The sequence below is a fragment of the Paenibacillus agri genome (genome assembly GCF_013359945.1).
Lineage (GTDB): Bacteria > Bacillota > Bacilli > Paenibacillales > Paenibacillaceae > Paenibacillus_AQ > Paenibacillus_AQ agri.
The window spans coordinates 88,553-103,671 of record NZ_JABWCS010000219.1 but is presented as its reverse complement, the minus strand read 5'-3'; the positions used below and the strand labels follow the sequence as shown (position 1 = coordinate 103,671).

Genomic DNA, 15,119 nt, shown 5'->3' with positions numbered 1-15,119 from the left:
TATTACTTAAGTTCTCTTGCCCTTAACCTTGGGCATCCGCAGGTTTCTTGCGAATGTAGGAATTCATCGTCGTCTTCATCCAGCGGATATCCTGCGCGTTGATCAGCAGCCGCGGAATCTTGACCTTCAGGCTGTAGCGAATATTCAGAATGATAAAACCAAACCGTAGAACAGCCGACGAGAGCATCGCCGCACCGGCACCGAACAATCCAAACCGCGGTACCAGGATAAACAGCAGTGGAATCACCAGTGCCAAACCTACGCCTTGAAGAATGGATACGAATTTCGGTTTGCCAAGCGCCATAAACGCCTGCGCGAGGATCAATGTACCGCCGCTGATCGTAACTTCCAGCAGCAGCAAGCGGAACACGGTCAGTGCCGTATTGAAATCCTTACCGTACAACAAAGGAATCACGAACGGTGCTACAATCATCAGGAACAGCGAGCCCAGAAGGGTGAACGTTGTACTGATGCGAAAAGCCCTGAACGTCAGTGCGATCGCCTCATCCTTGGACAGCTCGGAAGCTTTGGGAAACAGCACAATCGTAATCGAGGTCGAGAAGAAATTAACCATTCTCGACAGGCTGACCGCTACCGCATACAAACCGAGATCCGCAGGCCGCAACAGACCGGCAATGATAATTTGGTCAATATAGTACGAGAACTGCCCCAATAGATCATTGCCGTAAGAGCCCATCCCATAGGTGAACAATCGCTTGAAGTTCAGATAGGCATCTCTCATCTTCACCTTGTAGGCACGAAGCAGTGAGATCGTAATATAGATGTAGATCGGTACAGCTGGCAGCAGATAAGCCATTGCTGTAGTAAAGGGACTGATGGTTTTCGTGAATATCAGAATCCCGATCATCACCAGGGTGAGCAGCGGAACCAAATACCGCATCCAGTTGAATCGCTTGTAATCGCCTCTGAATTGGAACGCGGCATTGTTGATCTGTGAGATCACAATCAATGGACACAGCAGCATCGACCACTGTGCGAAATGGACGACTTCCGGACTGAAGGATTTCAGCCAGTAGGGCAGCACCACAACACCAACCACCGTAGCGGCTGCGCCGAAGCAAAGCCCAATCAGCAGTGACATCCGGTATAGGATGCCGGCATCCTCCGGGTTCTTCTTGGCGTTATAGATCAGCGCCGACGGAATGCCGAAGCTCATGCTGAACGCCAGGAACTGCGACCAGTTCACCATCGCGGTCTGCTCCCCGCGGCCTGACGGGCCAAGATAACGGGCGGTCAGTACTCCCGTCAGCATGTTCAGTACCAGGATCAGTACGCTAACGAACATGGTTTTCACTGCAGCCGAGCTATTGTCATTGCTCTTGGTGAACTGCCGGAGGGAGGACCATATCGAGCTAGCCGGAAGTGATTTTGCGTTCAATTGCTGCATGTGGTGCTCCCTTCTTTCTGCTCTCTATAATCTCTTTGCCGCTGAGGCCAAGGCCAATCAGCATCCAGATCAGGTATCCCTTGAGTCCTGGGAACCCGTTATCGGACATCAGCGTGGCGACCGCTCCCATCCAGGCCGCCAGGGACAACCGGGCGTAAGGCTGCAGGCTATCCCTGCTGGTCACCCTGGTCACAATCTGCTTCAGCACCGCTCCCAGCGCCCAGAAGAAGAACAGTCCGCCCAGAGCACCGAAGGTCAGCAGCAAGGCGATAAAGCCGTTGTCCATGTTGCCATACTCACCAAGCTCGCCGCCATTACCAATCTTCGTTCCCTGCCCGACACTGCCAATCCCCCGGCCCACCGGATCGGAGATGACCATAGGCACCATCCGCTGCCACAGATCAAGGCGTTCGTTGTAAGAATGGTCTTCCTGAACGGAGCCCAGGGTCTCCATTCGCGCCACCAGCCCTTCGGCACCGGGCAGCTTGGGAACGATCCAGAAGAGTGCTGCTGCGACGAATATGAGCTGGAGCAATGTCTTCCATTTCCCCTTGGAAGGGGAAGACGCAATGTAGACAAGCAGCATAACCAGCAGAACCAGCCAGGCTGCGCGAACCAAAGTCGTCAGCAGACATACTACAACAAGCATAACGCCGACCCAGCGGAGTGTTCCCTGCCAGCGTTTCTCCAGGATCATCGGCACCAGGGCGAAGACGAGAAAGGCTGCGGCTGGACCAGGAGAATTCAGCGTTGAGAATACTCGAATTTCCAGCGGTACCGGAAACCCAATCGAGATCATCTCTGCGTGGTTCATCCAAAAGGCATCCCACGGCGGAACAACCAAATATTGCACGATCCCGTAAATCGAGACCAGGACAGCTATATTCGCGTAGTCGTAAAGCAGCCGATCGATGTCCTTAGCCGTGAAACGCATGACCGCAAAGTACGGAATTAGCATCAGCGGGACCAGATAGTTAGCCAGATCATAGACGGAGCTCATGCCGTTCTTCGCCAGCCCAATCAGGGCACCGTAGATAAGTGCAGTTCCGAACAGAAGAATGATGCGGGCAGAAGGCTTCTTAATCTTATGAATCTCCCGCAGCACTGGAATAGCCAAGGTCGCTCCGGTCAGCAGAGGTGCCAGACTGAGCATGGATACGGAATGGTACACGCCCTCCGACCAGTCGGAGATCCGCCGCAGCTCCGGGGCAATGGCCCAGATCAGCAGCGTGTAGGCTAACAGCAGACGCGGCTTCAACAATGCCAGGAGGAATGCCGGGAATAATACGCCCGCCAGAATCGCCCCCTGTAAACTGTTGGCGGGACTTAACTTAGCGCTGGCAAAGCCAATGGCTAGCGGAAGCACAAGGCAGATAGCAGCCAGTGCCCAAGTATTCCCGGCCGTCTTTAAAGTCGCCAGTGAAGGCAAGGTCAGGCTGTTCTCATTCCGGCTCATCATGATTGTCTCCCCCTGCCTCCTTTCGCTTTATCCCGCTTCCGCAACTCCTTAAGGAGCAGGACCAGAAACTGCGCGTCATCGACCAGATATCTTTTCCACAATCGCCTTGGCTCCTGACTCAGACGCCAGAACCATTCAAGACCCGTTCGCTGCATAAAGTCGGGTGCCCGCTTCACCGAACCGGAGAGGAAATCGAAGGTTGCACCTACACCGATAGAGATTGGTGCCTGATAAGAGGTGTAATGGCGATAGATCCATTTTTCCTGCTTGGGCGCGCCTACCCCGACGAACACAATATCCGGCCGGCTCTCAGTCAACATTCTCACAATTCGCTCGTTCTCTTCCTCGTTATGCTCAAAGCCGTAGGAAGGAGAGTAAGAACCGACGATATTCATTCCGGGATACGCTGCTTTCAGATTACGGATCGCCTTCTCCGGCACGCCTTCAGCTGAGCCGAGCAGGAATAACCGGTATTTCCGCTGCTCAAAGGCATTGCCCAGCCGATTGAACAGATCCGCGCCGGATACCTTCTGCTTGAGCGGCTTGCCGAGCATTTTCGAAGCCCAGATAAGCGGCATTCCATCTGCAACCACCGCACCCGCCTTTGAGTATACATTCTGAAATTCCTTGTCCTTGCGCAGCTTGATCACATGATCGACATTGCAGGTCAGGATGTAGGATTGGCTCCGTTCCCGGATTGTCTTGTCAATGTAATCGAGCAAATCCATGAAATCATAGTTATCAAATTTGACATCGAACATATTTACTTGATTCATCGTATCACTTCTTTTTGTGGGGATCGGCCTACCGTGAAGATCGATACAGGCAGTTCAGGTACCAACAGAACGGGATAATAAATTGGACCGTCGACAGCGTGTTGTCGGAGAACGAATAGATCAGAAACGCTGCAATAAAAAACACATAATACGGTTTGACCGGCGGTGCCAAAGCTCTGTAAACCAGAAGAAATACAGCCAATAAGGAGAGCATCAACAGGCTGGCGCCGATATACCCGCCATCAAAATAAAACCGGATGTACTCGTTGTGAGGAACGACAAAGCCTTTGTATAAAGAGCCGTCATTCGCCACTGTTACTGCTCCCAGGCCTCTTCCTGCCCAAGGTGAATCCTCCGCCTTGTTCAGAAAATACGTCCAGGCCTCCGTCCGCCCTGACAGATCCACTCCTGTTTCTGTCGTCCGTTCAAAAGAACGCTTCTTGAGGTTGTCGAGCTGCATATATACAGCGGCAAAGATCAAGAGAAACGAGCAGAGCAGCGGAATCAGGTAAAGGGTCTTCCCTTTCAGATATTGCTTCAGAATATCGTAGAAGTAGTAGAGGACCATAAGGCCCAGGGCCAGAATCGGCCCCCGTGTTCCTGTTCCGATCAGAATGAAGAAATTCAGACCGAGCAGGGTGTAAAAGAACTTGGCGCGCTGCGGGTAGCGCTTAATCTCAATAAACGGGATGGCGACTCCCAGAAAAGCCAGCATCGCCAGATGCGAAGGGATGTTGGCACCCTGCACCCGCACCGCTCCTGTGAATTCAACATCAAAGAAAGAATGAAGATGTACAGCTTGCAGCAGTGCTCCAGCCAGTAAGCTGACCAGCGGCAGCAGGCAAATGATACGGATCTGCTGCTCGGCGACTTCTTTTTTCCAGTTGATCAAGAGAAACACAAAGGGAAGCGACAGACCGATAAACGCCTTGACAGCGATGGATGAAGTCATCTGTGGCAGCCAGATCGAGAACCCGAAGGTGATGAACACCAGCACGAGTAAGGCCCATAAGGGCTGACTCAGCTTGAACCGCAGACCATTTACCAGGATACACGGCACCAGCAGGGCCAGAATAGCCAGCTTGTAGAGCGATAGAATCTCTATCCCGAAGAGGCTGCCCTCATACAGAAAGTTGATAGAGATTGCTGTCGTCAGCAGAACGAAATAGCTGATCCATTCCGGACGCGCGATCGAGATTCCCAGCAGAATAATCAGTAGTACGACAGCGGCTGCAAGCAACGGCTGGTAGATCACCGCTGTGCCCAGAAGCAGGGCGGAGATGAGATAGAGCACCCCATACGGAACAGCGCCTGCTTTGAAGCTCCATCCAAAATTAGTCATGTCCTTCCCCTCACCCCGCTGCGGATTCTCTCTTCCGGTTCCAGATCATGTGCAGGGTTCCCCGGATGCTTTCCAGTCTGCACTTGTTCAAAAGCCGTTTTCCCCGGCTCCGGGAAAGCACCGAATCCGCCATGATGTACAGCACTTTCGCAGCCGTTGTTCCCAGCAGGACCACCCGGTCCTTCAAGCTTTCGCTTTTCATGGCATTGGAAATGCCCTGGCTGTAATACCGTTTCAGAATCCAGTCCTCGGACAGACGGCTCTTCGGAACAAAATGATCCACTGCCATGTCCGGATGGTACAGGATCGCATGCCCTTGGCGCTTGATTTGCCCGAACAACCAGGTCTCTTCGCCAGACAAAAGGGATTCTCCCTTCCGGCCCAGATCCAATGGAAACAGGCTGATATCAAAGACTGGCTTGCGCATCGCCATATTGGCTCCGCAGGGATGCAGACGACCCGGATACTCCTTAACCCTGTTGCCAAGATCGACAATGGTGTAAGGCAGCTCGAATGGCTTGATCAGCCATTCCGGCCGGCCTGTCTCGAAGATCGGGGCAATTTTACCTCCCATAGCCATCACTTCCGGCCGTTCCTCAAAGGTGGATACAATGGTTGTAATCCAGGTCCGGCAAGGTATAGCATCATCGTCCAAAAAAGCAATTAGCGGGGATTTGGAGGCCAGTATCCCTGTATTTCGGGCAGCCGACAATCCTTGCATAGGTTCGAAAATGTAGCGAATATCCATCTCTGTCCTGTAATCTTCGATAAACGTCCTGACCAGGGACGCCGTATCATCCTTCGAGCGGTTATCCACCACGATGATCTCTGCTTGCTCCAAATTCTCCAGCGGTACCAGAGAATGGAGGGTCTTGATCAGTAGAGCTGCCCGGTTATATGTGCAAATGATGATGGAAATCTTGGGAGCGACTCCGTGTTCACGCATCGGCATTCACCTAATTTCCACAAGATTAATAAGCGTCTTTGGACCCCAGAAGCATGAGGCCGGTCTTCAAGATAATTTTCAAATCCAGCATCGTGCTGCGGATATGAATATAAGTCAAGTCGAGCTGCACCATCTCGTCGAATCCGACACTGTTACGGGCATTGACTTGCCAGTAACCGGTGCAGCCCGGTGTGACAGTAAGGCGCTGTTTGTCATATTCTGTGTACTGTGCTACTTCTTCCGGTAGCGGCGGACGCGGACCTACCAGGCTCATATGGCCCAGCAGCACGTTCCACAGCTGTGGCAGTTCATCGATGCTCGTCTTGCGCAGGAATCTTCCTGTCCGTGTGATCCGCGGATCGTTCTTGATTTTGAACATCGCTCCGCTTACCTCGTTATAGGCCAGCAGTTGCTCCTTCAGCTCCTCGGCGTTAGATACCATGGATCTGAATTTGTACATCGGAAACTGCTTTTCGTGCTTGCCTACACGGTTCTGCCGGAAGAATACTTTCCCCTTGGGATCTTCCAGCTTGATCATAGCAGCCACTACCAGGAACAGCGGCAGCAAGACGAGAAGGCCAAGGGCAGAACAGAAGACATCGATCATCCGTTTCATTACCAGATAGGACTCGGAATCTTTCGCCTCCTCCTTGGCATGCAGCATGTAAAGTTTCGGCAGGACGTACTCATAGTCTTCCGGCAGTTTTTGCATGCTCAACTCTCCTCATGTTCACAAATTTTGTTAGCTTGCCGGATCATTCCGGCAGGCTTAGGCTTATCCTGTCAGGGTGGTTTGTCCGGCTTTGCTTAGCCATTCCGCCATAGCATCCATCACGGGGTAACGTAAATCCTCGTTTTGCAGCGCGAATTCCAAGGTAGTCAAGATATACCCGAGCCGTTCGCCAACATCGTACCTTGTACCGTCGAAGTTATACGCGTACACTCGCTCACTCTGGTTCAGCTTCTGAATGGCATCCGTCAATTGAATCTCGCCACCGGCACCCGTTTCCTGCAGATCCAGGTATTTAAAAATCTTCGGCGTAAATACGTAACGGCCCATGATCGCCAGATTAGAAGGGGCTGTGCCCAGCGGCGGCTTCTCTACAAAGTTGTTCACCCGATACAGCTGTCCATCCTGGAAGTCAGGCTCGATAATTCCGTAGCGGCTCGTTAATTCTTCCGGAATTTCCTGCACGCCGATTACCGAATTCTGCGTCTCTTCATATTGATCAATCAGTTGCTTCAAGCATGGAGTTCTGCCAGTGACAATATCGTCGCCAAGCATAACGCCAAAGGGTTCATCGCCAATGAAACGTCTGGCACACCAAACGGCATGACCCAGACCCTTCGGTTCCTTCTGGCGAATGTAATGAATCTCCACCTTGGAAGAACGCTGAACCTCTTTTAGCAGCTCCAGCTTACCGTCTTCAAGCAGGCGGGACTCCAGTTCAAATGCATTGTCAAAATGATCTTCAATGGCTCTCTTCCCTTTACCGGTAACAATGATGATGTCCTCAATGCCGGAGGCAATAGCTTCCTCCACGATGTACTGAATCGTGGGCTTGTTGATAATGGGAAGCATCTCCTTAGGCATGGCCTTTGTGGCAGGAAGAAAGCGCGTACCCAGACCTGCTGCAGGGATAATTACTTTTTTCACCTTTTTCATCGCACTCTACCTCCTAAAAGTTTGGATAGCCTGAATGTATCGTTATTTACTCTGGTTCATAGTAATACCGAGAATGTTGGAGCCGGTCTGCTCCAGCAGCACCTTCACCTTGCGTAATGAGTCACGCTTGGTTCTTCCGTATTTAGCGACAAGGATCACTCCGTCCGCCTGAGGTGCCAGAATTCGGGCATCACTGTAAGCAACGGCTGGAGGCGAATCTACCAGGATGAGATCATGACTGTCTTTGAGTACCTTCAGCAAGGCGGCCATCTTATCACTGCCCAGTAGATCCGGCGGACTAACTGGGGCGTGCCCTGCCGGGATGACGGTAAGATTGTCGAGCTTCCCCGGAACAGGAATCTCATCCGCTTCTTTCAGTCCGTCGAGGTAAGCTGCCAGCCCTTCGCCACCGTCGACCCCGAATACAGTGTGCAGTCCCGGATTTCGCAGATTGCAGTCGACCACCGCCACTTTCTTGCCATCCTGCACAAAGGACACCGCCAGATTCGACAAAATCGTTGTCTTGCCTTCGCCCCTCTCTGCTGAAGTAAAGAGCAGCACTTGGCCACCATCTTTGTGTAGCAAACCCAGTTGCCGGATATAGGTACGTAGCGAACGGAACGATTCCGAAATATGTGAAGAAGGATTAAAATCTGTAATCAAACTGCTATTTAGCGGCAGCATAGGTGCCCTCCCCTACTCTCTCATTGAGACCCGCACCCTTGCTCAAATCGCGCTTGCGAATGGCCGGGATGCTGGCGATGACCGGAAGACCAATCTCGATCTCTGCTTCCTTCTCCGAGCGGAGCGTGCTGTTGAGCGTCTCCATCAGTAGAATGATGCCGAGCGCCGCCATGAGCGAAACGACAAAGCTGATGACAATATTCATCAGGATACCTGCATTTGCTGCAACTGGCTTGTTGGCCGGATCAGCCGGTGTCAGAAGCGTCACATTGTCCAGCTTCATCAGTGACGGCAGGCTGCGGATGAAGGTCTGCGACACGGCATTTACAATGCCGGCTGCTTTGATGTAGTTCTCATCCTCCACACTGAGATTAATCACCTGGCTTTTGTCCGACGACTTGATCTCCAGCTTCTTTCTCAGCTTCTCTTGCGTCAGGCCGAACTCAGGATGCTCAGCTACAACCTCCTTCAAGATCGTTGGAGATTTGATGATCTCCTTGTAGCTCTCGATGAGATTGAGGCTGAAGTTCAACTCGTTGAGGTTGCTACCTGCGGGCACATTTGCAATGTTGTTAACAAGCAACTGTCCGGAGGCGGAGTAGACGGGTACAACGAAGTTTTTGCTGACGTAGAGGGTTGTAGCACAGGAGATCAGTACAAATACCGTAATCAGCCATAACCTTTTCTTGATCAAGTGAATATAGTCCAGAATCGTCTTTTCCACAGTAACCCTCCTTCCGCATAAAATGCTTTGAAAGCATCCATGAAATTTTCAGTTATCTTACTTTTATTCTACCGATCACTTCATGTCCCCACATGGGCCATATCTTTACTTTCCTTTTCACTTTGGGATAAGGGGACATACGCCTTTAGAGGGGGGGACGGTATACTTTAGTGCCATATCGATAACATCAAGTAGTGTTCAGAAATTGTTCAGGTTAAGGTGCTAAGCTGTGTAGGCATAAAAAAAGAACACGGACTATAGTCCGTGTTCTTCTGGTGATTCCGCCTGAGGCGGGTCTCCTTAATCATATGACATTTCAAATTTCGTCAGTCCAACCGCATTGGCATACAGCGCCGCCTGTGTACGGTCGGCAACCTGCAGCTTCGCCAGGATTTGGCTGACGTGCTTCTTCACCGTAAATTCACTGATAAAGAGTCTTGAGGCAATCTCCCGGTTGCAGGCCCCCTGCCCAAGCTCGATCAGCACTTCCTTCTCCTTCGGCGTCAGCTCGTCGGTCGGGCTGCTGCCCGTCATCCGCATCTTGTCCTCCATTAGTCCGGGGTCATAATATTTCCTCCCCTTGTGTACCAACTGGATGGCGAACAGCAATTCCTCAGGTAGTGCCTCCTTAAGCACATACCCGTCGACGAGCACCTCCTCTGCCTTAAGGAAGTCTTCCCTGCTAGCAGACGAAGTTAATAAAATAAATTTGCTGGATATCCCGCGTGTACGTGCCGCCTTAATTACATCCAGTCCCGACTCATCGGCCAGCTTCAGATCAATCAGCACAAGATCCGGCTGCGTCTCCTCAATCACAAGCAACGCTTCCTGGCCATTTGTAGCCTCGCCTGCAAACTGCACATTAGGCTGCATCGAAATAACCGCTGCCAATCCTCTTCTCACCAACGGGTGATCATCTACAATGACGATTTTCACTCAAACGACCTCCTGCCTAAAATTTATGCATTTTTCAGTTCCGCCGCGCCAACAGGTATCAGGATCAATATTTTGGTACCTGCATTCCTACTGCTTGATAATTGAAAATCGCCGCCCAGCGACTGGGTGAGATACTGCATATTTTTCATGCCGAGTCCGCCAGTGCTTTCTTCAGATTCAGTGTGTAGCAGAGCCGCATCGAATCCGGTCCCATCATCAGAAATGGATAATCTGATCCACTTGGGCTTCAGAGACAGTTCAACTTCCACTCGGCTCGCCGCCCCATGACGGATGGCATTACCTGTAGCTTCCGAGATAATTCGGAACAACGCCTTATGGTAAGGGTAAGGAAGACTGAAGTCGTCCCCCGTTATTTTAAGTTCAATCTCCACATCATTCAACCTGGATAAGCTTTTTAGGTGCGAACGAACCATACCCAGCCAAGTAGGCCCACCGCTTTTCTTGGAACTGAGACTGTAGATGGTAATTCGCAGCTCCTTGGCAACCTTGGTGGCAGATTCATGAATCAGGTCTATCTGCTCCTCGAGCTGATAATCAGGTAGCTTCCTCCAGGTCTGCTTCAGAGAATGCGTTGCGTAGACGATGCCGAATAGGCTTTGCGACACACTGTCATGCATTTCGTCGGCAATCCGATTCTGCTCATTCGTGATGATCAGCCGGTTCTCGATTACACCCAGCTCATGGCGTTCCATAATGATCGCACTCAGCTCCGACAGGAACATCAACTGCTGAATGTACCATCTTCGCCCTTCCAGACCCTCCGCGTATTCCAGCTTCACCCCAATCATGCCTACAAACCGGGTACTCATACGGACAGGCATCAGCAGAAAGTCACCCAGTCCGGGCAGACTCTTGAATACGGGATCGCGCTGCAGTCGCCACTCATGTTCATGCTTCTCGAGTTCGGAGAAGAGAAACAACTCATCTTCCTGATGCCAGCCCGTCTGCCGGCTCTCCGGTGCAGGCTCCCCGCTTTTTTTGGCGAACCAGAACAACGCCTTATCCAGCTTCGTAAGCTTCACCACATAGTCCGTAATCACCTGACCGATATTCATGAAATCATGCTGGCTGGAGGTTTCAACGATATGGTATAGCGATTTGATCTGTTCGAGCGTTTCTTTGGTCCTAGCGTTGGCTTCCTCCCGCTGACGTTTGATTCTGGCCACCATCTGCATTACGATAAGAGTAAGTACTAGTGCTAGAAACAGGTTCCCATTCTCAAGAACAGCTGCGGCGAAAGACTTATTCGCAGAATTGAGAAAAAGGTAACAAAAAGCGATAACTATGCCGATATAACTAAGAAGCAGGCTCCAACCAAAGTATAATGACAATGATCCTGCAGCAATGAGGACGGGATTAAGTACATAAAGCCTAAATGGGCTGTCATAGCCCCCGGTAAGTAAAGTAAGCAGAATAATCAGTGTCATCTCTGTGCTCACAGCCAGCATTAGGATGCGCGGCCTGCTTCGAAGCCTTCGGTAACCCATAACGAAGCCTTGAGCCAAAATAAATAACAGAATGATGATAAGGGATTTGTATAATACGGAAGGTCCCGTCGGTTTAAACAGAAACATCAATGACGTAAGGGACAATGAGAAGCATCGGTAAAAGGCAATCATTTTGTCTTCCGCAGTTGATTTAATATTCATTCCCACCACCCTGTTCCCCAGTTTTGTGGAAAATGCCAGCTAAATTTGTGCTTTGATAAAAGCATCATACATGAGAAAAATCACAATAACAAGTTGACGGCATTGTTGTGAGCGTTTACATTACAAATAAATAACGCGAAAACGCTCTTTTTTTCTGGTGGATAAGCTATTTGTATCCAAATATCGAAAAGAAAGCGAATTCAATGTGAGATATATGTCAGATCTTCACCACAAACAGCCTATCCGATTTTCGGACAGGCTGTTTTAAGTTTATTTTCAATAATTCCCCAAAAAAACTCTCTTGGTATCCAACGGCTATTCCGATTGCTTGGCAACAGCATCATACAAATTCGAGGATTCACATATACAAATCTGATAACGTTGTCCCTCCACAATATGATACCCCGTGGACAGAATGCGCAGTGATGATGCTCTGGTGTCTACACTATGGAGATTGTGACAACGGATGCAGTAAAATTCCCTCATGACCTTCATCTCCGCTAATAGTACGTAAGCACTAAAGTGAACTCACTTATATAAACTAAACAGTAACATTGTTCTATAAAAAAAGTCAACAAGAAACTGCAAATTACGACAAAGTAAAGGGGAATAAACGGAATTAATGTCGTTTAATCATATGTTATTGCGACATAACAGTGGTGAAATGCCCATATACTTCTTAAACAACCGGGAAAAATAAAAAGGATCACTGTAATGCAGCAGTCCCGAAATTTCCTTCACCTGAAGTGAGGTATTGAGCAGCAAATGCTTCGCTTCAGCCATCTTCAACCGGTGAATATATTCCTGCAAGGGATACCCGCTACTGCGGCGAACCAGGCGGCGTAAGGTGGACATGGAGATGTGGTGCTTCGCGGCAATCTGGTGCAGGTCCATCGTGCCATAGACACAAAAATTTAGGTCCTCCCTGATCTGAGGCATGGGATCAACCTGAGATGGCCGATTTTTTTCTTCTATTATAAATGAACATTCCAAAAGCATTCGTTCGAGACCCAACGCTGCCCGGTCGGCATCTTCCGGAGCGCCCCCTTCCATCTGGCCAAGTACAGCTTCGAAAACCTCCTGCAGTCCCTTGACACCTTCCGCCTGAAATACGATGCCCCCGGCAATAAGACCTGATTCCAACCATTCAGCAATACGCGTTCCGCTAAAGTTGATATAGTATTCATCCCAGCTCCCGCCCGGAGCGGGGCCAAAGTTGTAGGTAAATCCCGGCCTAAAGAAAAACAGGCTGCCTTCGCGTACCTGCTGCATCTTGCCGCCGTTCTCCATATAAGTGCCACTGCCGGAGACGATATACACAATCGCCCACTGCTCGAACACAACCTCAGATCGAAATAGCGTTCTTCCCGGCAAATGTCCCACCTGCCCGACTCGAATAGTCTTCAGCTTCAACCGGGAGGCATCCACCTTGGGATCTATGATGACAATCGGATAAGGACTGATCGTATAGTCCATGTGCTTGGTCATCGTATGCATTCCTTCCTTGGTTTTCTAGTGTTATCGTTAAAGGGAAGATGATCATATTCTACATGAATAAGAGGTGGCTATGCTATGCATGAATTTGTCTCCTTACAGCTTCTCCCCCATCCCAAGTCCTTGGACGTGACCGAAGGGGCGTATGTCATCCCGGCCAACGGCCGAATCGTTATTGCCAATTCTACACCGACCGGGATTCTACCGGCTGCGCGCAGACTTCAGCTGTTGATTAAGCAGACTTTGAATTTCGAGTTGGCCCTGTCCATTGGTACCCGGTCGATGGTTCAACCGGCCTTCCTATTCAACCAAGATCCCGCTCTGCCCCCGCAGGCGTATGAGATTCATTCTGGAGTGACTGGTGTCCACGTGACTTACAGCTCTCCGCAGGGAGCTTTCTATGCCGTAGCAACACTGAAGCAGATTCTGAAGCAGACCGGAAGAAGCTTCCCATTCCTTACGATTCGGGATGAACCAGACTTCGGCGCACGGGGCCTGATGATTGATATTAGCCGGAACAAAGTTCCGAAGCTCGGCACCCTGTTCAAAATTGTGGATCTAATGGCGGATCTAAAGCTCAATGAATTGCAGCTATATATAGAAGGCGCACCTTTTGCCTACGAGTCTTTCCCTCAGGTGTGGGAACTGGAAACTCCAATCAGCGGTGAAGAAATCCTTCAGCTGGATGCCTACTGCAAGGAGCGCTACATCGAGCTAGTGCCTAATCAGAACAGCTTCGGACATATGGAGGGTTGGCTGACCCGGCCGGAATTCAATCACCTGGCTGAGATCCCGGAAGGCTTCTCACTACCGGAAAGCATGTACTACAGCGAATTTTATCCAGATGGACTGCCTATGCATCCTGGCACCTTTGATACAGAAGACCCTGAGGTACTTAAGCTGCTGGAGAAAATGTACGATGATCTATTGCCCTACTTCAGCTCTTCCAAATTCAATGTAGGCTGCGACGAAACCTACGAGCTTGGGCTTGGCAAAAGTAAGGCGCTGGCAGAGGAGCAAGGCAAGGGCTCACTGTACCTGTCCTTTCTGCAAAAGATTCAAGAACTGGTGGAAGCCCGCGGTAAAACCATGCAGTTCTGGGGCGATATTATTATCCAGCATCCCGAGTTAATCCCTCAGCTCCCCAAGAATATCATCGCGATGGAATGGGGCTATAGTGCCGAGCATCCATTTGAAGCGGACACACTGAAATTCCGCGAGGCTGGCATTCCATTCTATGTCTGTCCCGGAACCAGCTCCTGGAACTCCCTGACCGGACGTACTGACAACATGCTGGCCAACTTACGCAGTGCTGCTATTCACGGCAAAACCAATGGTGCCATCGGCTACCTCATTACAGATTGGGGCGACCATGGACATTGGCAGCAGCTTCCGGTCAGCTATGCCGGATTTGTCTACGGTGCTGCACTTGCCTGGAGTGTTAACAATAATTTGGAGGTCAACGTTCCGGAATATCTGAATCAATTCCTCTTTACGGACCAATCCGCAAGTATCGGACAGCTGCTGCTGGATCTCGGCAACTACTATACACTAGAAGCCACCTATCACGGCAACGACTCCGAATTGTCCATGCTGCTGCGCAGCGACCTGGATAATCTGCGGATTATCGGGCAGTTGACCGCAGAGCATTTCGACAAGCTGGAGAACTACGCTAGAAATATTGCTGAACGGATCGAAGGGCTCGCTCTACAGTGCGAGCATGCAGAACTCGTGCTGCGGGAACTGCGCAGTGGGGTGCACTTCATAAGCCATGCGGTGCAGCTTGGCAGACTGAAGCTGCAGCTCGCAGCGGGCCGGGATCAAGTGGACCGCGGCCTGCTCGCCGCGCAGATCCATGATCTGGATCTGCTGCTCCACGAGTACCGGTTGCTCTGGACGGAGCGCAACCGGCCGGGCGGCTTGGCGCTAAGCACCGCCAAGCTGGTCCGCCTGCGCGGCCAGTACGCAGCGCTGGCGTCAGACCTTGCGGAGCCGGCACGCGTGTAACCGTGCC

General features: G+C 50.8%; 13 protein-coding genes. 1 reads left to right on the top strand and 12 read right to left on the bottom strand.

The window, feature by feature from the left end; genetic code table 11:
- Window positions 1-22: 22 nt before the first annotated feature.
- From HPT30_RS24285 to HPT30_RS24230, 12 genes are all read right to left on the bottom strand, one after another.
- Window positions 23-1,408 carry a lipopolysaccharide biosynthesis protein gene (locus tag HPT30_RS24285; protein ID WP_175373888.1) on the bottom strand — a complete coding sequence of 462 codons (1,386 nt, stop codon included), beginning with the start codon at window positions 1,406-1,408 and terminating at the stop codon, window positions 23-25.
- Window positions 1,374-2,867 (bottom strand): O-antigen ligase family protein, encoded by a 1,494-nt coding sequence (locus tag HPT30_RS24280; protein ID WP_246317404.1) that lies wholly within the window; start codon window positions 2,865-2,867, stop codon window positions 1,374-1,376. The genes HPT30_RS24285 and HPT30_RS24280 overlap by 35 nt, the downstream gene beginning before the upstream one ends.
- Window positions 2,864-3,643: a WecB/TagA/CpsF family glycosyltransferase gene (locus HPT30_RS24275; RefSeq protein ID WP_175373887.1), complete on the bottom strand. Its 780-nt coding sequence runs from the start codon at window positions 3,641-3,643 to the stop codon at window positions 2,864-2,866. Before HPT30_RS24275 ends, HPT30_RS24280 begins: the two co-directional genes overlap by 4 nt.
- Window positions 3,644-3,671: 28 nt before the next feature.
- A complete protein-coding gene (locus HPT30_RS24270) occupies window positions 3,672-4,985 on the bottom strand; it encodes an O-antigen ligase family protein (RefSeq protein WP_175373886.1) in 1,314 nt (437 codons plus the stop codon).
- 10 nt (window positions 4,986-4,995) lie between these two features.
- Complete coding sequence (locus HPT30_RS24265) at window positions 4,996-5,931, bottom strand: glycosyltransferase (RefSeq protein WP_175373885.1); 936 nt, start codon at window positions 5,929-5,931, stop codon at window positions 4,996-4,998.
- A gap of 25 nt (window positions 5,932-5,956) precedes the next feature.
- A complete protein-coding gene (locus HPT30_RS24260; protein WP_175373884.1) occupies window positions 5,957-6,649 on the bottom strand; it encodes a sugar transferase in 693 nt (230 codons plus the stop codon).
- A gap of 57 nt (window positions 6,650-6,706) precedes the next feature.
- Window positions 6,707-7,597 (bottom strand): UTP--glucose-1-phosphate uridylyltransferase GalU, encoded by an 891-nt coding sequence (gene galU / locus HPT30_RS24255; protein ID WP_066377222.1) that lies wholly within the window; start codon window positions 7,595-7,597, stop codon window positions 6,707-6,709.
- A gap of 42 nt (window positions 7,598-7,639) precedes the next feature.
- Window positions 7,640-8,281: a CpsD/CapB family tyrosine-protein kinase gene (locus HPT30_RS24250; RefSeq protein WP_175373883.1), complete on the bottom strand. Its 642-nt coding sequence runs from the start codon at window positions 8,279-8,281 to the stop codon at window positions 7,640-7,642.
- Window positions 8,265-9,005, bottom strand: a complete 741-nt coding sequence (locus HPT30_RS24245) for a YveK family protein (protein ID WP_175373882.1) — start codon at window positions 9,003-9,005, stop codon at window positions 8,265-8,267. The genes HPT30_RS24250 and HPT30_RS24245 overlap by 17 nt, the downstream gene beginning before the upstream one ends.
- 300 nt (window positions 9,006-9,305) lie before the next feature.
- Window positions 9,306-9,941 (bottom strand): response regulator, encoded by a 636-nt coding sequence (locus tag HPT30_RS24240; protein WP_066377216.1) that lies wholly within the window; start codon window positions 9,939-9,941, stop codon window positions 9,306-9,308.
- A gap of 23 nt (window positions 9,942-9,964) precedes the next feature.
- On the bottom strand, window positions 9,965-11,611 hold the full coding sequence (locus tag HPT30_RS24235; protein WP_175373881.1) for a sensor histidine kinase: 1,647 nt from the start codon (window positions 11,609-11,611) through the stop codon (window positions 9,965-9,967).
- A gap of 633 nt (window positions 11,612-12,244) precedes the next feature.
- Window positions 12,245-13,099 (bottom strand): AraC family transcriptional regulator, encoded by an 855-nt coding sequence (locus HPT30_RS24230; RefSeq protein WP_175373880.1) that lies wholly within the window; start codon window positions 13,097-13,099, stop codon window positions 12,245-12,247.
- Window positions 13,100-13,183: 84 nt separating this feature from the next.
- Between HPT30_RS24230 and HPT30_RS24225 the strand changes: the two genes are divergently transcribed.
- Entirely contained in the window at window positions 13,184-15,112 is a 1,929-nt protein-coding gene (locus HPT30_RS24225; protein ID WP_175373879.1) for a beta-N-acetylhexosaminidase, read from the top strand.
- Window positions 15,113-15,119: the final 7 nt, after the last annotated feature.